At 76.6% G+C, this 18,903-nt stretch carries 14 protein-coding genes and 1 riboswitch; of the genes, 5 read left to right on the forward strand and 9 right to left on the reverse strand.

Going from position 1 to position 18,903, the window contains the following annotated elements; genetic code table 11:
- Nucleotides 1-53 precede the first annotated feature (53 nt).
- Nucleotides 54-176 (forward strand): hypothetical protein, encoded by a 123-nt coding sequence (locus NHH00_RS20875; RefSeq protein ID WP_290445698.1) that lies wholly within the window; start codon nucleotides 54-56, stop codon nucleotides 174-176.
- Here NHH00_RS20875 and recD read toward each other — a convergent pair.
- The 6 genes from recD to NHH00_RS19345 form a co-directional block, all read right to left on the reverse strand.
- Nucleotides 152-2,167 carry an exodeoxyribonuclease V subunit alpha gene (gene recD, locus NHH00_RS19320; protein WP_253055160.1) on the reverse strand — a complete coding sequence of 672 codons (2,016 nt, stop codon included), beginning with the start codon at nucleotides 2,165-2,167 and terminating at the stop codon, nucleotides 152-154. The genes NHH00_RS20875 and recD overlap by 25 nt on opposite strands.
- Nucleotides 2,164-5,751 (reverse strand): UvrD-helicase domain-containing protein, encoded by a 3,588-nt coding sequence (locus NHH00_RS19325; RefSeq protein ID WP_253055161.1) that lies wholly within the window; start codon nucleotides 5,749-5,751, stop codon nucleotides 2,164-2,166. The genes recD and NHH00_RS19325 overlap by 4 nt, the downstream gene beginning before the upstream one ends.
- Nucleotides 5,748-9,209, reverse strand: coding sequence for an exodeoxyribonuclease V subunit gamma (gene recC, locus NHH00_RS19330; RefSeq protein ID WP_253055321.1), 3,462 nt, complete (start codon nucleotides 9,207-9,209; stop codon nucleotides 5,748-5,750). Before recC ends, NHH00_RS19325 begins: the two co-directional genes overlap by 4 nt.
- Before the next feature lie 213 nt (nucleotides 9,210-9,422).
- Entirely contained in the window at nucleotides 9,423-10,160 is a 738-nt protein-coding gene (locus NHH00_RS19335) for a class I SAM-dependent DNA methyltransferase (RefSeq protein WP_253055162.1), read from the reverse strand.
- Nucleotides 10,161-10,306: 146 nt separating this feature from the next.
- A complete protein-coding gene (locus NHH00_RS19340; RefSeq protein ID WP_374615332.1) occupies nucleotides 10,307-11,557 on the reverse strand; it encodes an O-succinylhomoserine sulfhydrylase in 1,251 nt (416 codons plus the stop codon).
- Nucleotides 11,554-12,033, reverse strand: a complete 480-nt coding sequence (locus NHH00_RS19345) for a rhodanese-like domain-containing protein (protein ID WP_253055163.1) — start codon at nucleotides 12,031-12,033, stop codon at nucleotides 11,554-11,556. Before NHH00_RS19345 ends, NHH00_RS19340 begins: the two co-directional genes overlap by 4 nt.
- 265 nt (nucleotides 12,034-12,298) lie before the next feature.
- Between NHH00_RS19345 and NHH00_RS19350 the strand changes: the two genes are divergently transcribed.
- From NHH00_RS19350 to NHH00_RS19360, 3 genes are all read left to right on the forward strand, one after another.
- Nucleotides 12,299-12,871: a hypothetical protein gene (locus NHH00_RS19350; RefSeq protein WP_253055164.1), complete on the forward strand. Its 573-nt coding sequence runs from the start codon at nucleotides 12,299-12,301 to the stop codon at nucleotides 12,869-12,871.
- A 44-nt stretch (nucleotides 12,872-12,915) separates the two neighbouring features.
- Nucleotides 12,916-13,031, forward strand: a riboswitch (SAM riboswitch).
- Between the two features lie 35 nt (nucleotides 13,032-13,066).
- Nucleotides 13,067-14,503 carry an aminotransferase class V-fold PLP-dependent enzyme gene (locus NHH00_RS19355; protein WP_253055165.1) on the forward strand — a complete coding sequence of 479 codons (1,437 nt, stop codon included), beginning with the start codon at nucleotides 13,067-13,069 and terminating at the stop codon, nucleotides 14,501-14,503.
- Between the two features lie 191 nt (nucleotides 14,504-14,694).
- A complete protein-coding gene (locus NHH00_RS19360) occupies nucleotides 14,695-15,342 on the forward strand; it encodes a GNAT family N-acetyltransferase (RefSeq protein WP_253055166.1) in 648 nt (215 codons plus the stop codon).
- A gap of 103 nt (nucleotides 15,343-15,445) precedes the next feature.
- Here the strand turns inward: NHH00_RS19360 and NHH00_RS19365 are convergent, their stop codons facing one another.
- Nucleotides 15,446-15,619 carry a CsbD family protein gene (locus tag NHH00_RS19365; RefSeq protein ID WP_047233613.1) on the reverse strand — a complete coding sequence of 58 codons (174 nt, stop codon included), beginning with the start codon at nucleotides 15,617-15,619 and terminating at the stop codon, nucleotides 15,446-15,448.
- 91 nt (nucleotides 15,620-15,710) lie between these two features.
- Here NHH00_RS19365 and NHH00_RS19370 point away from each other — a divergent pair, with 91 nt between their 5' ends.
- Nucleotides 15,711-16,295 (forward strand): GNAT family N-acetyltransferase, encoded by a 585-nt coding sequence (locus tag NHH00_RS19370; protein WP_253055167.1) that lies wholly within the window; start codon nucleotides 15,711-15,713, stop codon nucleotides 16,293-16,295.
- 100 nt (nucleotides 16,296-16,395) lie between these two features.
- Here NHH00_RS19370 and NHH00_RS19375 read toward each other — a convergent pair whose 3' ends face one another.
- Together NHH00_RS19375 and NHH00_RS19380 are read right to left on the reverse strand one after the other, a co-directional pair.
- Nucleotides 16,396-17,508, reverse strand: a complete 1,113-nt coding sequence (locus NHH00_RS19375) for a MaoC/PaaZ C-terminal domain-containing protein (RefSeq protein ID WP_253055168.1) — start codon at nucleotides 17,506-17,508, stop codon at nucleotides 16,396-16,398.
- A complete protein-coding gene (locus tag NHH00_RS19380; protein WP_253055169.1) occupies nucleotides 17,505-18,884 on the reverse strand; it encodes a 3-oxoacyl-ACP reductase in 1,380 nt (459 codons plus the stop codon). The genes NHH00_RS19375 and NHH00_RS19380 overlap by 4 nt, the downstream gene beginning before the upstream one ends.
- Nucleotides 18,885-18,903: the final 19 nt, after the last annotated feature.

Here is an 18,903-nt window from a genome sequence, read left to right on the forward strand (position 1 = left end):
CCCCAAGCCTCATTCCCCGTGAGTGCCGCGGCACGTCTGCCAGGATGGTCGCCATGGACGTCCCCTCGATGATCATGGGCGCCGCGATCGCGTCCGTCGTCTGGATCGTGCTCGTGCCGTGGGGCCGGCTGAAGGAGCTGCGCGAGCGGGATCAGGCGGAGCGCGCGGAGGACTGACCGCCCGGAAGCGGCGTCCGCAGCCCGCTCGCCCGGTGGACCGGGCTCGTGACCGCCGTGCGGACCGCGTCCTCGGAGCCGACGACACGCACGAACGACTGCGCGCGCGTCACCGCCGTGTAGAGCAGCTCGCGCGTGAGCAGCGGCGACGTCGCGGGCGGCAGCACGAGCGTCACGCGCTCGAACTGGCTGCCCTGCGCGCGGTGGACCGTCATGGCGTGCACGGTCTCCACCGGCGGGAGGCGGTGCGTCCGCACGCGCAGCGGCGCACGCGGGTCGCCGAACACGGCGACGACGCCGACGCCCCCGGGCTCGGCGACGAGCACGCCGGTGTCGCCGTTGTAGAGACCCACCTCGGCGTCGTTCGTCGTGACCAGCAGCGGTCGGCCCGCGACCCACGGGGAGTCGGTCGCGTAGTGGCCCGTGGCCTCCTCGACCCAGGCCTCGACCTGCGCCGCCCACCGGCCCCGACCGGCGGGGCCGCGCCGGTGCGCGACCATGACGCGGTGCCGGGCGAGGGCGTCGAGCGCGGCCCGCGCGTCACCCGCCCGAGCCGCCTCGACGAGCAGCGTGCCCGCGGCCACGGCGTCCGCGCGGACGGTGGCCAGCACGGCCTCGTCGGGCACGTCGTCGGGGGTCTCGAGGAACTGGACGGTCCCGTGGCCCGCGCGCAGGAGCGCGAGCGTCGCCTCCGCGTCCCCGGCCCGGATCGCCGCCGCGAGCGGCAGGATCTCGGAGTCGCGGTCCTGGCGGTGGACGGTGCGCAGCCGCACGACGCCGTTGCCCAGGACCGCGCGGTCGTCCACCTCGCCGACGGCGGGCGGCGGGGAGCCGGCGAGCGCGACGTCGGCCGTCGCGACCACGACGCCCGCCGTCGCGGGCGGCGCGACCGGCGCCCGGTGCACGAGGTCCCCGAGCACGGCCCCGGCCTCGACGGACGCGAGCTGGTCGGGGTCGCCGACGAGCACGAGCCGCGCGTCGGGCCGCAGCGCCTCGAGCAGCCGCGCCATGAGCGGCAGGGCGACCATCGAGGTCTCGTCGACGACCACCACGTCGTGCGGCAGATGGTGGTGCGCGTCGTGCCGGAACCGGGTGCTGCTGCCCGGCCGGAAGCCGAGCAGGCGGTGCAGCGTCGTCGCGACGGGGGCGCCGACGCGCTCGCGGTCGGCGGCGTCCGGGAACCCGGCGACGACCTCGCGCACCGCCTCCTGCAGGCGCGCGGCCGCCTTGCCCGTGGGCGCGGCGAGCGCCACGCGCAGCGCGGCGCCGGACGTGGTGCCGGCGGACGACGAGGTCGGGAGCGCGGCGTCGTGCAGGACGGCGAGCAGGCGCGCGACCGTCGTCGTCTTGCCCGTCCCCGGACCGCCCGTGAGCACCGTGAGCCGGCGCGTCGCGGCGTGCGCGGCGGCGAGGCGCTGCCGGGTGTCGTCCGCCGCGGGAAAGAGGCGGGCGAGGGCGGCGTCGAGGCGGTCGCCGTCCACGGGCAGGTCGTCCGCGGCGAGCCGACCGTCGACGTCGTGCCGCACCGCGAGCTCGTCGCGCCAGTACCGGTCGAGGTACAGGGCGCCGCCCACCCAGCGCGCGGGACGGTCCGCCGGCCCGTCGACGCCCGCCGCGACGAGGGGGCTGCGCGCGACCGCTGACGCCCACGCGGTCCGGTCCGGCCAGGGCAGGTCCGTGGCGTCGGTGCGCGCCGCCTCCTCGTCCTCGGGCAGCTCCAGCGACCCCAGGTCGTCGAGGCGCACGCACACCGACCCGCTGCGCACCGCGCGCACGGCGAGCGCGACCGCGAGCAGCACCTGGTCGTCCTGCTCGCCCGTGAGGTGGCCGAGCCGCAGCGCGACGCGCAGGTCGGCCGCGGAGACCACGCGCGCGGCGTTGAACGCGGCGAGCCACGCGCGCACCCCGACGGCGAGGCGCGGGTCGCCCTCGTCCACCGGAGGGGCCGGGGGCGCGGCGGGCACCGTCGCGCCGAGAGGGGCCGTGGTCATGCGCGACCTCCGTCGAGCAGGGCGGACAGGGCGACGACGAGCCCCGGCGGGGGCGTCCAGGCGACGACGCCGTACGGCGCGCCGTCGGGACCGGTCGGGGTGTCGGGGCCGGCCATGCCGCGCACGAACAGGTACGCGCCGCCCGCGAGGTCGCGGTCGGGGTCGTAGTCGCGCACGCGCCAGCGCAGGTAGCGGTGCAGCGCGACGAGGTAGAGCACGAGCTGGAGGGGGTAGTGCGAGGCGAGCATCGCGTCGCGCGTCGCGTCCGGGTGGTAGTCGCCGACGGCGAGCGGCACCCCGGGCGGACCGACCCGGTTCGTCTTGTAGTCGACGACGAGGTAGCGCCGGCGGCCCGTGGTGTCGGGCCGACCGTCCGGCCCCGCGACCGGAACCCGCAGCACCGCGTCGATCGACCCCGTGAGGTACCCCCGCAGCGGGACGCCGCCGCCCGCCGCTCCGCTCGCCCCGGAGCCGTCCGCCGCCTCGTCGGCCAGCGCGGCGAGCAGGTCGGGGTAGCGGGCGAACGCGTCGTCGGCGGGCAGGTGGGCGCGCAGGACGTCGGCGAGGTCGCGCAGCGTCGAGGGCGTGACGCCCTCGGTCTCGTCCCCGCCCGCGAGCGGGAGCTCGAACTCGAGCTCGGGCAGGCGGTCGCGCGGGTCGACGTCGGCGAGCGTGAGCCCGCCCGCGATCGGTCCGAGCGGGGTGCGCAGCGACAGGCCCAGCGCCGCCGCGAGCGACACGGGCTCCACCCCGGGCACGCGGACCGTCGCCGCCTGCGCGCACCGGGCGCGGACCTCGGCATCGAGGTCGTCCGCCGCGGTGTCGACGTACTCGAGGATCTCGTGCACCAGCGTGCCGAACGCCGTGCCCCCCGGCTGCCCCTCGTAGGGCGAGGGGACGTCGGCGCCCGGACGGGTCGTGGGCGCTCCGCCCGGCACCTCGGCCGGCACAGCGCCCGTCCCGTCGTCGTCCGGCGTCTCCTCCGGCTCGTCCTGGACACCCGGGTCCTCGGGCTCGCTCTCGATCCCGCCGACCGGACCGTGGTGCGCCGCCGCGGTGAGCGCCGAGTACGACGCGCGCCGCCACTCGCGGTCGGGCAGGTGCGTCGCGGCGGCGAGGGCGAGGTCGGACCCGGCGCGGGCTCCGGGCGACCAGCGCTCGCCCTTCGGCCGGGCATCGACCTGCTCGACGACGACCGTCCCGCCCGAGCGCGCGGCGACCGCCTCGAACGCGGACCGGACGGCGTCGTCGCGCATCGCGTCGGGGCGGGCGTGGCGGCCCGGCTCGCCGCCGAGCATCCGGTCCGCGAGCAGCAGGCGCGTGAGCGGGCCGGACCCGGTGCTGCGCTTGGTCGGCGTCCAGTGCACGACGACCTGGTGCCGGGCGCGCGTGAGGGCGACGTACAGCAGCCGCAGGTCCTCGCCCAGCTCCTCGTCGCGCCAGCGCGCCTTGGCGTCCACGAACCCGGGGGAGCCGACACCGCCCAGGTGCAGGACGCGCTGCCCGTGGTCGTCGTGGAACGCGAACAGCTCCTGGTCGTCCGACTCGAACCGCTCCCAGCCGAACGGGACGTACACGACGCCGAACTCCAGGCCCTTCGCGGCGTGGACGGTGACGACCTGCACGGCGGCGGCGTCGGTCTCGAGGCGCCGGGTGCGCTCGTCGGTGAAGACGGTGCCGACCTCCGCGATCCGGGCGCGCAGCCACGCCGTGAGGGCGGCCGTGCCCAGCCCGTCGGTGACGGCGGCCTCGTGGAGCGCCTGCGTGACGTGGCGCAGGTCGGTGAGGTAGCGCTCGCCGTCGACCCGGGCCATGACCCGCGCGGTCGTACCTCCCCGGGCCGCGACCTCCGCGACCGCGGCCACGCCGCGGTCCGCGAGCAGACGCGCCCAGGTCCGGACGGTGTCCCCGAGCTCGTCGTGGTCGGCGTCGCCGGCGGTCGCGAGCCGCTGCGCGTCCCAGCCGACGAAGGGGGTGAGGGCGAGCGCCGTCGCGCGGCGGTGCAGACCGGGCTGCTCCAGCGCGGCGAGCAGGGTGAGCCAGTCCTGGGCCGCCGCCGAGCCGAACACGCTCGACGGCCCCGACACGACCGCGGGCACGCCGAGCGCGACGAGCGCGGAGCGCACCGCCTCGGCCTGCGCGTTCGTCCGGGTGAGCACCGCGACGTCGCGCGGCTCCAGCGGCCGCCACCGCCCCGTGCCGGTGCCCACGCCGTCGTCGCCCGCCGCGCCGAGGGCGTCGTCGCGCACGCGGTCGCCGCCGCCGTCGGCGGTCCCCAGCCGCCCCGCGACGTCCGCCGCGACGTCCCGGGCCAGCAGGCTGCGGGCGTCCGGGGCCGACGGCGCCGACGACCCGCCGAGGCGGTAGGCACGCCGCGTGACCTGCCGCAGCCGCACCGGCGCGCCGCCGGAGAAGCGCGGCTCGGGGTGTGCCGCGTCGACCGGGCGCACGACGATGCGCGGGTCGCCGAGCGCCGTCTCGCCCAGCAGCGCGTGCAGGCCCGCGAGGAGCGGTCCGTCGCTGCGCCAGCTCGTGCTGAGCGTCGCGGTGTCCGTCGCGTCCTCGACCGCGCGCAGGTACGTCACGACGTCCGCGCCGCGGAACGCGTAGATCGCCTGCTTGGGGTCGCCGATGAGCACCAGCGTGCGGCACTCCTCGGGGTGCCCGTGGAACGCCGTCCGCAGGATCTCCCACTGCTCGGGGTCGGTGTCCTGGAACTCGTCCACCATGACGACGCGGAACCGCGACCGGACCCGTCGCGCCGCGGTCGCGCCGTGCTCGGGGTCGGTCAGCGCGCGGCGCAGCAGCACGAGCAGGTCGTCGTAGTCGAGCAGGTGCATCGCGCGCTTGCGCGCCTCCACCTCGCGACGGGCCGCGACCGCGACCTCGTACCGCGCCGCCGCCACCGACCCCTCGGCCGCGTCCGCCGGCGCGACCACCGCCCCGTGGTCGCTCACCGCCGCCCGGGCGACGTCGCGCACGTCGCGCGGCGAGAGGATCGGCTCCGGCTCGTCGGCGAACCGCCGCACGTACAGGTCGTCGGTGACCTCCTCGACGAGGTCCGCGACGTCCGGCAGGAAGCTCGTCGCGAGGTCGACGTCGGCCGCCGTCCCCAGCGCGGTGAGCATCTGCTGGCAGAAGCCGTGCGTCGTGGTGATGGTCGCGGCGTCGAGCTGGGACAGCGCGACGCGCAGGCGCTCGCGGCGGCGGTCGAGCTCGTCGTCGTCGACCGCGGCGAGGAACGCGACGAGGTCGTCCCGGCTGGACGCCGGCGCGGGCCCGCGCAGCGCGCGCTCGGTCGCGACGAGGCGCTCGCGGACGCGGTCGCGCAGCTCCGAGGTCGCGGCGCGGCCGAAGGTCACGAGCATGATCTCCGGCAGGGCGGCCACGCCCTCGGCGACGTAGCGCGTCGTGAGGGTCGCGATCGTGTGGGTCTTGCCCGTGCCGGCGCTCGCCTCGAGCACGACCGTCCCGCTCGGCAGCGCGCCGAACGGGTCGAAGCGCCGGGGTGCGCTGCTCGTCCCCGCCGTGCCCCCGTGCGCGGGGGCGCCGTCGGTCGCGGTCCGGGACGTCGCGCCGTTCACCGGGCACCTCGCAGCTCGTTCTCCAGCAGGGGCTCCCACACGCGGCGCGCGAGCGCACCGAGGCGGGTCGGGTCGTCGGGGAAGCGGCCCAGGTCGGCCGTGGTGGCGAGCCCCGCGACGTCGGGGAGGGCCGGGTCCTGGCCCCACGCGAGGACGACGTACGGGTCCTTGCGCTCGAAGCCCTTGTTCCACGCCCAGCCCGCGCGCATCAGGGCGTCGCGCGCGTCGCTCGTGCGCCGCTCCTCCGTGTAGCGCAGCGACACGTCGGGCAGCAGCGGCAACGGCTCGCGCGCCGCCTCGTCGCGCAGCGCCACGAGGTCCGCGAGGACCCGGGACGCCGTCTCGCGGTCCGGCGGGGTGAGGGTGGACCACGCGACGCCCGGGCCCCGGGACGAGCGACCGATCGCGACGGCGTCCCACGGGCGGCCCGGGTCGCTCGCCGTGAGCGCGAGCGCCTGGACCCAGGCGCGCAGCCGGTGCTTGGGACCGAGCCGCGAGTACTCGGTGCGCACGACCCGCGCCCCGTGCACGCCCGGCACGCTCCCGACGAGGGTGCGGCCGTCGGGCAGCACGGCGCGGACGTCGACCGTCTCCGCGGAGCTCAGCACGTCCTGGCTCACCGGGCGGCCCGCGGCGAGGTCGGCCTCGCGCGCGGCCTCCACGGCGGCGACGCGCAGCGGGCCGACGGCGCGGACCACCTCCTGCAACGCCGAGCGGCCCAGCTCGCGCGGCGGGACCTGGCCCCGGCGCCACTCGGCCTGCATCGCCCGGTTCGGGTCGACGCCGGCGAGCGCGGCGCGGAGCACGCGGTCGCCCACGCCCCAGCCCGCGAGGCCGGTGAGCGCGAGCGGGAGGCGGTCCTCGACGTCGTCCTCCTCCAGCACGAGCCCGACGTCGAGCGTGTGCTGCGCGAACCAGCGCGGCGCGTTCTCCAGCAGGCGGACCAGGTCGTCGAGCTCGACGTCGGCGCGGGCGTCCGCCCCGGCGTCCGGGACCTCGCCGGCCGGCTGGCCGCTCTCGGTCACGGCCAGCAGCGAGAGCGGCGCGCCCACCAGCGCCCCGACCGGCTGACGCGTCTCGCGCGCCTGGCGGGCGCCGTCGAACGCCGCGCCGTCGTGGCTGAACGGACCCGGCACGCCCAGAGCGCCCGGGATGAAGTTGCGCTCGTCCACGGTCTGCAGCGGGTGCTGCACGACGACGTGCTCGCGCGCCGGGCGCCCGTCGGGAGTCCGCGCCACGCGGTCGAGCGCGTCGAGCAGCTCCGCGACGGGGACCGCCGGCGGGCGGGCGGCGCCGGTGCGCTCGTCGGCGCCCGTGTGCACGACGACGAGGTGGTCGCCCGCCGCCGCGACGGCGTCGAGGAAGATCTGCCGGTCCTCGCTGCGCGCGTCGCGCTCGCCGATCTCCGGGTGCCGCGCGAGCAGGTCGTCGCCCGCGGGAGCGGTGGTGCGGGGGAAGACGCCGTCGTCGAGGCCCAGGAGGCACACGACCCGGTGCGGCACCGAGCGCATCGGTTCGAGCGAGCACACGGTCAGCGCGCCCGTGCGGAACCCGGCACGGGTCGGGCGCCCCGCGAGACGGTCGTCGAGCAGCGCGCGCACGTCCGCGAGCCGCAGCGCGACCCCGCCGTGCGCGGCGCCCGCCGCGCGCACGTCGCCCAGCACGCGGCGCGCGGAGCCGATCTGCCACCCCTCCGTGGGCGGCGCCTCGGCGAGCAGCGTGAGCGCGCGGTCGAGCGCGTCGAGCCAGTGCGCCAGCGGGTGCACCCCGTCGAGCGCGCGCAGCGTCTCCGTCAGCCGTGCGACGAGCTCTGCGAGGCGGCCCGCGAGGTCCACGTCGGTCGAGCCGACGTCGTCCAGCGGCAGCGCCGGCCCGACGAACCGCGCGTCCTCGTCCGCCATCGCCGCGCCGAGCAGGAGCCGGTCGAGCGCCGCGTCCCACGTGCCCTGCCGCACGTGCCCGTCGATCCCGAACCGGGCCCGGCGCGCGCCGTCCTCGCCCCAGTGCACGCCCGCCTCGACGGCCCACTGGCGCAGGCGGTCCACGTCGTCGTCGGAGAACCGGAACCGGCGCCGGACCGGCGCGCTCGCCGCGAGGTCGAGCACCTCCGACGCCGTGACGCGGCCGTCTGCGAGGCGCAGCAGCGTGGCGAGCAGCGCGAGCACGGGGTTGGTCGTCCCGGCGCCGCGGTCGGCGAGGCTGACCCGCAGGCGCTGACCGGGGTGCGCGTCCTCGCCGAGCTCGGGGACCGCGCCGAACGTCGCCGTGACGAGGGGCGCGAACGTCTCGACGTCGGGGCACAGCACGATCACGTCGCGCGCCTGGAGCGTCGGGTCGGCGGAGAACAGGCCGACCAGCGTCTCGCGCAGGACCTCGACCTGGCGCGCGCGGCCGTGGCACGCGAGCACCTGCACGGACCGGTCCGCCGGGTCGAGCAGGTGCGCGCCGTCGGGCTCGTCCGCCCGCAGCGCGGACTGCAGCGCGCCGAGCAGCGTCGGGGGGGTCGGCGCGGCCGCGTGGTGCGTCTCGACCGACCCACCGGCTGAGAGCCGGAGCTGCAGCTCGACCGCGTCACGGCCGGTCGACGCGAGGAACGGGTGCCGGGCGAGCGTGGGCAGGTCTGCGCGACGCCGCGTGCCCGCGTGGTCCGGGGCGGTGTCCTCGGTGAGGTCGTCGCTCGTGGCGGGGGCGCCGTCGTAAGCCGCGACCTTCTCCCACAGCGCGGGCGACGGGTGCACGAGCCACAGGTGGACGTCGCGGTGCTCGGCGAGCGCGTGCAGCACGCGCAGCTCGTCCTCCGGGAGCCGCGTCGGGCCGAACACGGACAGCCGCGGCGGGAGGTCGACGGCCGCGGGGTCGGCGCGGAGCGCGGCGACCGCGTCCTCGACACGACGAGCGGGGTCCGTGGCCGGGACGCGGTCGACCAGGCGGCGCCAGAGCTCGGGCTGCCAGGCGAGGTCGTCCGGGGTGTCGCCGGTCTTCGGCGATGGGGCCGACCACGCGAGCACCACCTCGGGCCGCTGCCGCGCGTAGTCGACGAGCAGGTCCGCGAGCCGACGCGCGAGCGTCAGGCGCCGGCCCCGGCGCACCTCGTCGCCCGGGTCGCCGACGTACCGCGCGAGCGGTGCCGCCCAGGGCTCGGCGAGGTGCGCGTCGAGCACCTCGAGCACCGACCAGGCGAGCCGCTCGGGGCGCCACGGGTCGTCGTCGGGGTCGAGGTCGGTGAGGTCCGCGACGACCTGCTCCACGAGCCGGCGCGGGCCGCGGAAGTCCACGTTCGCGCAGATCCCCGACGTCTCGCCCGCGCCCAGGTGGTGCGAGAGCCGCTGCGCGAGCCACCGCTCGACCCCGCGCGTCGGGACGGCCACGACGTCCGGCGTGAACGGGTCCTCCGGCGCCTCGGCGAGCACGGCGGCGAGCGGCGCCACGAGCGCCTCGGCACGCTCGGAGCGGTGCACGTGCAGCAAGGGGACCCCTGTCGGTGGTGGCGGACCGGTCGTCGCGCCCGCCGGTCGGCCGGGCGCTACGAGGAATCTACGAGGTGCGTCCCACACCGTCGAACCGCCGTCCACATCGTCGGGAACGACGGTGCCGTCCTGGGCGGACGTGCCGGCTGACGCACGCCCGACCGAGAGGCGCACGCCGGAGCGCGTCGCTCGCTCGGATGTGCGTCACTCGACCTCCGGCTCAGCGCGCCGTGCGACGAACACCCACTCGCGGCCCGGGCGGTCGGGCGCGTCGCGGACGTCCACGACCTCGAAGCCGCACGCCACCAGCGACGCCTCGACCTCGTCGCGCTCGCGGAAGCGCAGCGTCGAGTCGGAGTGCAGCTCGGTGCCGTCGGGCAGCACGGTCGTGTCGTGGAAGGACACGAACGGGAGCGACACGTCGGTGAGGTCGGTCCACGACTCGACCGGCCCGACGTCGGGCACGTCCACGCGTACGGTCGTCGCCTCGCGGACCCAGCCCTCCCAGGCCCGGCGCGCGGGGTCGCGCGTCTCGAAGACCAGCCACCCGTCCGGGACCAGCGCGGAGCGGACGCCGCGCAGCGTCGCGGCCCACGCGTCGTCGGTGAGGAACACCTGCGCGACGTTCGCCGTCATCGTCGCGAGGTCGACCCGGAGCGGCGGGAGCGTCGTCGCGTCGCCGTGCAGCCAGCGCACGCGGTCGCCGCCCGGCTTGGTGCGCGCGACGTCGAGCGACGCGCCCGCCGGGTCGACGCCGACCACCTCGATCCCACGCCCCGCCAGGAGGCACGCGAACGTCCCGGTGCCGCACCCGACGTCGAGCACGCGCCGCGCGCCGAGCTCGTCGACGATCGCGACGTACGCGTCGAGGTCGCTGCGGTCCGGGTCGAGCGGGTCGTAGAGCGCGGCGAGGCGAGGGTCGTCGAAGATCGCGTCGGGCATCCCCCGACGCTACGAAGGCCCGCACGGCCGGTCCACACCATTCCGGAGCACCGCGCCGACCATGCGCCTGTTGCCCGCCGACCATGCTGTTGTGGCCCGTCCCGACGGCGGGACGGGCCACGACCACATGGTCGGCGCGAGGGTCGTCAGGCGTCGAGCGCCTGCTCCACGTCCTCGATGACGTCGAGCGGGTCTTCCAGACCCACCGACAGGCGCACGGTCGTCTCCGCGATCCCGACGGCGGCGCGGCCCTCGGGGCCGAGCTTGCGGTGCGTCGTCGTGGCGGGGTGCGTGATCAGTGACTTCGCGTCGCCGAGGTTGTTGGAGATGTCGACGACCTGGAGCGCGTCGAGGAACGTGAACGCGCGCTTCTTCGCCGTCTCGGGGTCGGTGCCCTCGGGGACGGCGAGGTCGAACGTCACGACCGTGCCGCCGCCGCTCTGCTGCGACCGCGCGAGCTCCCGCTGCGGGTGCGACGCGAGGAACGGGTAGCGCACTCGGCCGATCCCAGGGAGCTGCTCGAGCGCCTCGGCCACCTGCGCGGCCGCCGTGTTCTGCGCCGCGACGCGCACCGGGAGCGTCTCCAGACCCTTGAGCAGCACCCACGCGTTGAAGGCCGAGAGCGACGGCCCCGTGTTGCGGAGGAACGTCTGCACGGGCCCGTTGACGTACTCCTCGGTCCCGAGGATCGCGCCGCCGAGCACGCGGCCCTGCCCGTCGATGTGCTTGGTCGCCGAGTACACGACGACGTCCGCGCCGAGCTCGAGCGGCTTCTGCAGCAGCGGCGTCGCGAAGACGTTGTCGAGCACCACCACCGCGCCCGCGGCGTGCGCGAGCTCGCTCACGCGCCGCGCGTCGACGATGTCCTGCATGGGGTTGGACGGGGTCTCGAAGAACACGACGTCCGCGGGCGTCGAGAGCGCCTCCTCCCACTGGGAGAGCACGTGCCCGTCGACGTAGTCCGTCCGGACGCCCCACTTCGCGAAGATCTCGTCGAAGATGACGATGCTCGACCCGAACAGCGCGCGCGCCGCGACGATCCGCGACCCGGAACCGACGAGCGCGGCGAGCGACGTGAACACCGCGGACATGCCGGACGCCGTCGCGTAGCAGGCCTCGGCGCCCTCGAGCAGGCGCAGGCGCTCCTCGAACGCGTGCACCGTCGGGTTGCCGTAGCGCGAGTAGACGAACCGGTCGAGCTCGCCCTTGAACGCCGCCTCGGCGTCGGCGGCGCGGTCGTACGTGTACCCCTGCGTGAGGAACAACGCCTCGGAGGTCTCCTGGAACTCCGTGCGGTGGTGGCCGCCGCGCACGGCGAGCGTCGCGGGGCGCGCGCTCGCGGGCAGGGGCTTGCGGCCGGAGCCGCCGGGGACGCTCCCGGGCTGCGCGGCGCTCACCGGGCGGCCTCGTCGTAGGTCGTGGTGGGCAGGCCGCGCACCTTCCAGCCCTCGACGTCGCGCAGGCCCGAGAGCCCCTGGGCGCCCTCGAAGCCCTCGAGCACGTTGTACGACGGCCCGAGACCGGCGGCCGTGGCCGCGCGCGCGGCGCCGATCGACCGCTGGCCCGAGCGACACAGGAACACGACGGGGCGCTCGTCGCCGGGCGTGAGACCCGCCTCGACGAGCTGGTCCACGAAGCGCGGGTTGGGCCCGGCCGGGGTCACCCACTCGTCGAACACGACGTCGCGGTCGAGGTCCGTGGCGTCGGGCACGCCGATGGTGCGCCACTCGCCCTCGGTGCGGACGTCCACGAGGACGGCGCGCTCGTCGTTCGTCAGCAGGTCCCACGCCTGCTGGGGGGTGAGGTCGCCGGCGTAGCCGACGGCGGGTCGCGCGTCGGGTACGGCCGACGTCTGCTGGGACTGGTCGCTCATGAGTCCTCCTCCATCGATCGTGGCAGTAGCACCCTGCGCCCGGCCGCCTCGCGACGGACCGGGGGGTTGCTGCGGCGTCGACGTGCCACGTCACTCGGCCGCTCCGGATGGTTGCTCGGGATCGTACGCCACCCGTCCGACGCGTGGAACGCCCGTCTCGGGGAGCGGCCTCCGGGAGGGGGGTGCCCGACGTCGGACGGTCGCGCTAGCGTGATCGCGCGCCGGGGCGGGGTCCCGGGAGCGAAGGGGGGAGACGGTGGCCAGCGTGCGACGACGGGCGGTGGGCGCGGCCGTGGTGGCGGGCGTGGTCGGGACGGGCGTCGTCCTGCTGTGGACGGCGCCCGGAGGCGAGGACGCCCCGCAGACGGTGGTGCACGTCGTCGGGGACGCGGTCCCCGGGCTGCCCACCGAGCGGCCGCGGGTCGTCCAGGTCGAACCCGACGAGGACCTCGTCTCGCCCTTCCCCTCCCGAGAGGCGCTCGACGGCGACGCGCACACGGGGGAGCCGATCGACCTGGCCGAGCACACCGTCGGCGGGTACGAGGGCTGGTGGACCTCGGACGGCGACGGCGAGGCGTGCGACGCCTACGCCGACGCGCACCCGGAGGTCGTGCTGGTCAGCACGCGCACCGGTGAGGTCGTCGAGGCGCACACGAACGGCGTACGGCTCCAGCGTCCTCCGCAGACGCCACCGGGGGACCCGGCCGAGTGGCCGCCCGACTCCGTCGTCGTGCTCGATGCGCGGACCGGAGCGGTGCTCGACGCGTTCGAGGTCGACGAGTCCGGGTGGCGCCTCGACCTGCCCGTGGACTGCGTCCCGCCATCCGAGACACCGTGACCACCGGTTGACACGCTCCGTGCCGCGCGCACATCCTGGACGCAGGTCATGAGTGCCAGCGTGAAACCCCGGTTTGCTGGCCGGCAACCCTCCTCTCGCGGCGGGGTGCCCCGGGTGACGACCAGGCCGTACGCCGACCGGCGCGCGGCAAGCGCGGGGATCACCGTCCCCGGACTGCCCTCGGAGGACTGTGTCATGACTGCTCTCGCCCACGTCTCGTGTCCGACCGAGGTCTCGGAGGCCCCCGACCTCGTAGCGGTCGCCGGCGCGCCCGCGCTCCTGCCCGTCGTCGGCGCGGACACGCTCGTCCCGCTCGTCGACGGCCGGAGCGTCCCGTACGCGAACCTCGACGTGGCGGCGTCGGCGCCGGCGCTCCGCTCGGTCGCGGACCGCGTGACCGAGGTGCTGCCGCTCTACGCGAGCGTGCACCGGGGCGCCGGGTACCTGTCGCAGGTCTCGACCGCGCTCTACGAGGCCTCGCGCCGCACGATCGGCGCGTTCGTCGGCGCGCGCGAGGACGACGTCACGGTCGTCACGCGCAACACGACCGACTCGCTCAACCTGCTCGCGGGCTGCGTCCCGGCGAACGCGGACGGGACGCCCGGGCGCGTGCTCGTCCTTGACGTCGAGCACCACGCGAACCTCCTGCCGTGGCAGCGCACGGGCGGCGCGACGGTCCTCGCCGGCGGCGCGTCCGTCGCGGAGACGCTGTCCGGCCTGCGCACCGAGCTCGCACGCTTCCCGTACGCCCTGGTCGCCGTGACCGGGGCGTCGAACGTCACGGGCGAGTCGCTCCCCGTCGCGGACGTCGTGCGGGCCGCCCACGACGCCGGCGCGCGCGTCGTGCTCGACGGCGCCCAGCTCGTCCCGCACCGCGGGTTCTCCCTCGCGGGCTCCGGGGTCGACTACGTCGCGTTCTCCGGCCACAAGACGTACGCGCCGTTCGGCGCGGGCGCGCTCGTGGGTCGCCGCGACTGGCTCGACGCGGGGACCCCGTACCTCGCCGGGGGCGGGGCGGTGCGGCAGGTCGCTCTCACCGGCACGCAGTGGCAGACGGCGCCCGCGCGCCACGAGGCAGGGTCGCCGAACGTCGTGGGCGCCGCGGCGCTCGCGGCCGCGTGCGACGCGCTCGCGGCGCTCGACCCGGCCGACCTCCACGCCCACGAGGCGACCCTGCGCGCGGCGCTCGTCGCCGGGCTGGAGGCGGTCCCGGGCGTGCGCGTCGTGCGGGTCTGGGAGGACGCCGTCGACCCGGTCGGCGTCGTGACGTTCTCCGTCGAGGGCCACGACCCGGGCCTCGTCGCCGCGTACCTCTCCGCCGAGCACGGCATCGGTGTGCGCGACGGTCGCTTCTGCGCCCACCCGCTGCTCGCGCGCCTCGGGTACGACGCGGGCGCCATCCGGGCGTCGGTCGGTGTCGGGACGACGGGTGCCGACGTCGTCCGCCTCGTCGAGGCCGTGCGGTCGTACGTGGAACAGGGGCCGACGACGCGGTACGAGGTCGTCGACGGCTGCTGGGCCGTCGCCGACGACCCGCGCCCGGTACCGGCGGGCTCGGGCCTGGAGGGCCTCTTCGCCACGGCCGCGGCGGGCTTCCTCGCCGACGCCGCGGGGTGCGGCCCCGCCGCATGACCACGAGATAGCGACCTCCCGCCGAGGGAGCGACAGGCAGCCCTGTCGAGGCACCGGAGGTCGCTACCTCGGACGGGCGTCGCTCTCTCGCGGCCGCTCGGGCAACTGTTCACCCGAGCGTCGACGAGCGTTGTCCACCGTGTCGCCGGAGCCTCTTGGCGGCGTCGTCCGGGTGTGCTCTGATATGCGCTGTGCTGCACGACGTCGTCCTCTCGGGGCACGGCTTCCGCCTGGAACCGTTGGCCCTGGAGCACGCTGAGACACTGGCCGGCCTCATCGACGAGGCGATGTGGTCAGGCATGAGCATCCCCATGCCCTTCGGGGTCGCGGGGATGGCCGAGCTGGTGGCCGCGACGCGCGCCGCGCCCGACCTGACGGGCTTCGTCGTGCGCGCCACCGGCCCCGACGGGGCCCCGGGCGACGTGCTCGGCAGCACGGCGTTCCGCGACCTGTCGCTCGTCGACCGCCGGGTCGAGGTCGGCCGGACGTTCTACGCCCGCTCCACGTGGGGGAGCCTCGTCAACCCCGTGACCAAGTGGCTGTTGCTGCGGCACGCGTTCGAGACGTGGGACGTGCACCGTGTCGGCTTCCGCGTCGACACGCGCAACACGCGCTCGCTCGGGGCCATGCGGCGGCTCGGCGCCTACGAGGAGGGCGTCATGCGCGGCCACCGCACCGCGCCCGACGGGACGCGCGCCGACTCCGTGATGTTCTCGATCCTCGCGCCCGAGTGGCCGACCGTCGAGGTCGGCCTCCTGGAGCGCATCAACGCGCCGCGCGTCGTGCCCGTGCTCGCCCCGGCGCACCCGGTGGCCCCGCTCCCGCTCGCCGCGTCGTAGACCCGTCGCCCCGGCCGGCAGGCTCGACGGCGGTGCCGCGGACGCGGGACGCCGCGAGGGCCCCGCCGGAGCGGAGCCCTCGCGAGCAGATCAGGGGCAGGGACTAGCGGTCGAACGCGTCCTTGACGTCGTCGCCCGCCTGCTTGACGTCAGCCTTCGCCTGGTCCTTCTTGCCCTCGGCCTCGAGCCGCTCGTTGTCCGTGAGCTTGCCCGCGCCCTCCTTGAGCTTGCCACCCGCCTCCTCGGCGGCGTGCTTGGCCTTGTCTCCGAGTCCCATGAGTGCTCCTCTCGTCGGTACCGCTCGACCGTAGGCACGGTCCCGGTCGCTCGCACGCGGTCGGGCACCCCGGGTGTGGTGGGATGTGCGGGTGCTGCACGACACCACCCTCGAAGGCTTCGGAGTCCGCCTCGTCCCGCTCGACGAGAGCCATGCGCCCGCGCTCGGCGCGCTCGTCGACGACGGCATCTGGGCCGGCATGTCCAGCCGCGTGCCGCGCGGGACCGACGCGATGGCCGGGTACGTCCGGGACGCCGTCGCCGCCCCCGGCCGGCTCGCGTTCGCCGTCGTCGGCCCCGGGGCCGCGACCGACGGCGCGGAGGTCGTCCGCGGGTCGACGTCCCTCTACGAGTGGGTGCCCTCCCAGGGCCGGATCGAGCTCGGCTCGACGTTCTACGCGCGCGAGTGGTGGGGCGGCGTGACCAACCCGGCGTGCAAGTACCTGCTGCTGCGGCACGCGTTCGAGGACCTGGGCGTCGCGCGCGTCGCGCTGCGGGCCGACGCGCGCAACAGCCGGTCCATCGGCGCGATCCGGCGTCTGGGCGCCGTGCCCGAGGGCGTGCTCCGCAGCCACCGCGTCGCGCCCGACGGGTCGCGCCAGGACACCGCCTACTTCTCGGTCCTGCTCGACGAGTGGCCGACCGTCCGCGACGGCCTGCTGGCCCGTCTGGCCTGATCGGCGGGCTCGCCGAGCACGAGCCTCCGTGGTGTCGAGAACGGGTTGGTGTCGCTATCCGCTCGACAGCGACACCAACCCCGTGTTCGGCAGCGGGGCGTCAGGGGCGGGGGGTGGCCCGGCCTGCGAGGTGGAGGCGGCCCTTGCCGTCCCACGCCTGGTAGACGACGCCCGTCGTCGGGTCGCCCGCGCCGTCCGGTACGGCGGGCGGGACCTGCCCGACGGCGTCCCGCACCGCGGCGGGCACGTCGCCCGCCGGGCGCAGCGCCACGTCGACGGTGCTCGGCAGGAGGACCGGCTTGGCGAACGAGACCGTCCAGTCGTAGGCGTCACCGCGGCGGGGCCCCGACTCGGCGAGCGCCCGCGCGGCGGTGTACATGCCGTGCGCGATGGCGCGCGGGAACCCGAACGCCTTGGCGCCGAGCCCCGACGTGTGGATCGGGTTCCGGTCGCCGGAGACGGCCGCGTACGCGCGGCCCGTCCCGGCGCCGAGCGCCCAGCGCGCCGTCGGGAGCGGCGCGACGAAGGCATCGACCCCCGAGGTGGCCTCGGCGTCCTCGTCCGCCGGGTCGCCTGGGAGCGTGACGCCCTTCGCGAGGTACGTCGAGACGCCGCGGTACGCGAGCGTCGTCGCCGGCAGGCCGCTGCCCGCCGCGCGCTCGTCGTCGGTGCGCTCGACGGAGACCTCGGTGACGAGGTCCACCTGGACCCCGCGCCGGTGCGGCCGCAGCCGCTCCGCCCAGGCGCGCACCTCGAGCGTGTCCCCGAGCCGCACCGGACGCAGCACGGACACCGCGTTCGCGAGGTGCACCATGCCGAGCAGCGGCAGCGGGAAGTCCGTCCGGACCATGACGGCCGTCGCGAGGGGGAAGCCGAGCACGTGCAGGTACCCGGCGGGCAGCACCTCCGACGGGGCCTCGCCCACGAGGCGCGCGTACCGCGCGAGGTGCGCGGCGCTGCCCACGTGGCCGGGCGCGGCGTCGTCGCCCGTCGGCACGCCCGCGACGCGGTACGTGACGTCGGGCAGCGCGAGGTCGCGTCGGCCGCCGCCCCCGGGGAGGCGGTGCGCCGCCGCGATCCGGCCCGACGCCGCGACCCCGCGCACGTACAGCCCGCCGAGCCCCGGGATCGCGGGCAGCGTCTCGACGCGCGCGGGGGCGGTCCCGGCGGGAGCGGCAGCGGCGCCGTCGGGCGACCTGGGCGCGGCGGTCACCGGCCCACCACGTTCTGCCCGCACACGCGCAGCACCTGCCCGTTGACGCCCGCGGCCCCGGGCGACGCGAGGAACGCGATCGCCTCGGCGACGTCCACGGGCTGGCCGCCCTGCTGGAGCGACGCGACGCGACGCGCGACCTCGCGCTGGACGAACGGGATCGACGCCGTCATGTCCGTCTCGATGAACCCCGGCGCGACGGCGTTCGCCGTGCCCCCGACCTCGGCGAGACGACGCGCGAACGCCCGCGTGTGGCCGATGACGCCCGCCTTCGAGAACGCGTAGTTCGCCTGGCCGCGGTTGCCCGCGATGCCGCTCGTCGACGCGAGCGACACGACGCGCGGCGCGGACGAGAACCCGTTCGCGCCGAGCAGGTACTCCGTGATGCGGAGCTGCGCGGCGAGGTTCACCGCGATCACGGCGTCCCACTTGTCCGCGGACATGTTGGCGAGCAGCTTGTCGCGCAGGATCCCCGCGTTGTGCACCAGGACGTCGAGCCCGCCGTGCCGCGCGCGGGCGTGCTCGAGGATGCGCGCGCCCGCGTCGTCGGCGGTCACGTCGAGCTGGAGCGCCGTGCCCCTGATCTCGTTCGCGACCTTGGCGAGCGCCTCGCCCGCCGCGGGCACGTCGACCACGACGACCTTCGCGCCGTCGCGCGCGAGCGTCCGGGCGACCTGCGCGCCGATGCCGCGGGCCGCGCCGGTCACGACGGCGACCTTGCCGGCGAGCGGCTGGTCGGCTCCGGCGGCCGTCCCACCCGCCGAGGGAGAGCCCTGGTCTGCCGGCGTGGCGGCGCCGACCCGGAGGAGCTGGCCGTCGACGAACGCGGACCTGGCGGACAGGAAGAAGCGGAGGGTCGCGAGGACACTCGGGCTGTCGACGGGGGCGTCGTCGGTCACCTGGATGCCGTTGCCGGTCGCGCCGTAGCGCAGCTCCTTCGCGACGGAGCGCAGGAACCCGTCGACGCCCTCGCGGGCGGCGGCGAGCTCGGGAGAGTCGGTGTCGGCGGGGGCGCGCGAGATCGTCACGACGCGGCCGTTCGGCGCGAGGCGGCGCAGCGTCGCGGAGAGCGCCATGACGGGCGCCGACGCGTCCTCCGGGCGCTCGATCTCGCTGAGCACGACGACGACCGCGCCCCAGCGGGTCGTGTCGTCCGGGGTCTGGCGGACGTCGAGGTCCCAGGCGAGCAGGGCCTCGGCGACGCGGTCGGCGTCGTCGCGCACGCCGGGCGTGCCGCCGAGGACGAGCACGGGCCCGACGGTGAGCGGGTCGCCCGCGCGGAAGCGGCGCAGGACCGCGGGGCGCGGGAGGCCGAGCTTCTTGGCGAGCGTCTTCGTGAAGCCGGAGTTGACGGCCTGGACGTAGGAGTCGGTCACGGTGGTTCCTCTCGGGTCG

The organism is Cellulosimicrobium cellulans (genome assembly GCF_024124905.1).
In the GTDB taxonomy this organism is placed as follows: domain Bacteria; phylum Actinomycetota; class Actinomycetes; order Actinomycetales; family Cellulomonadaceae; genus Cellulosimicrobium; species Cellulosimicrobium cellulans_G.

Excerpts from the sequence above, each read along its gene's own strand:
- NHH00_RS19335 (WP_253055162.1), bottom strand. The coding sequence starts at position 10,160 with ATGCCCGACGCGATCTTCGACGACCCTCGCCTCGCCGCGCTCTACGAC.
- recD (WP_253055160.1), bottom strand. The coding sequence starts at position 2,167 with ATGACCACGGCCCCTCTCGGCGCGACGGTGCCCGCCGCGCCCCCGGCC.
- NHH00_RS19355 (WP_253055165.1), top strand. The coding sequence starts at position 13,067 with ATGACTGCTCTCGCCCACGTCTCGTGTCCGACCGAGGTCTCGGAGGCC.
- NHH00_RS19345 (WP_253055163.1), bottom strand. The coding sequence starts at position 12,033 with ATGAGCGACCAGTCCCAGCAGACGTCGGCCGTACCCGACGCGCGACCC.
- NHH00_RS19365 (WP_047233613.1), bottom strand. The coding sequence starts at position 15,619 with ATGGGACTCGGAGACAAGGCCAAGCACGCCGCCGAGGAGGCGGGTGGC.
- NHH00_RS20875 (WP_290445698.1), top strand. The coding sequence starts at position 54 with ATGGACGTCCCCTCGATGATCATGGGCGCCGCGATCGCGTCCGTCGTC.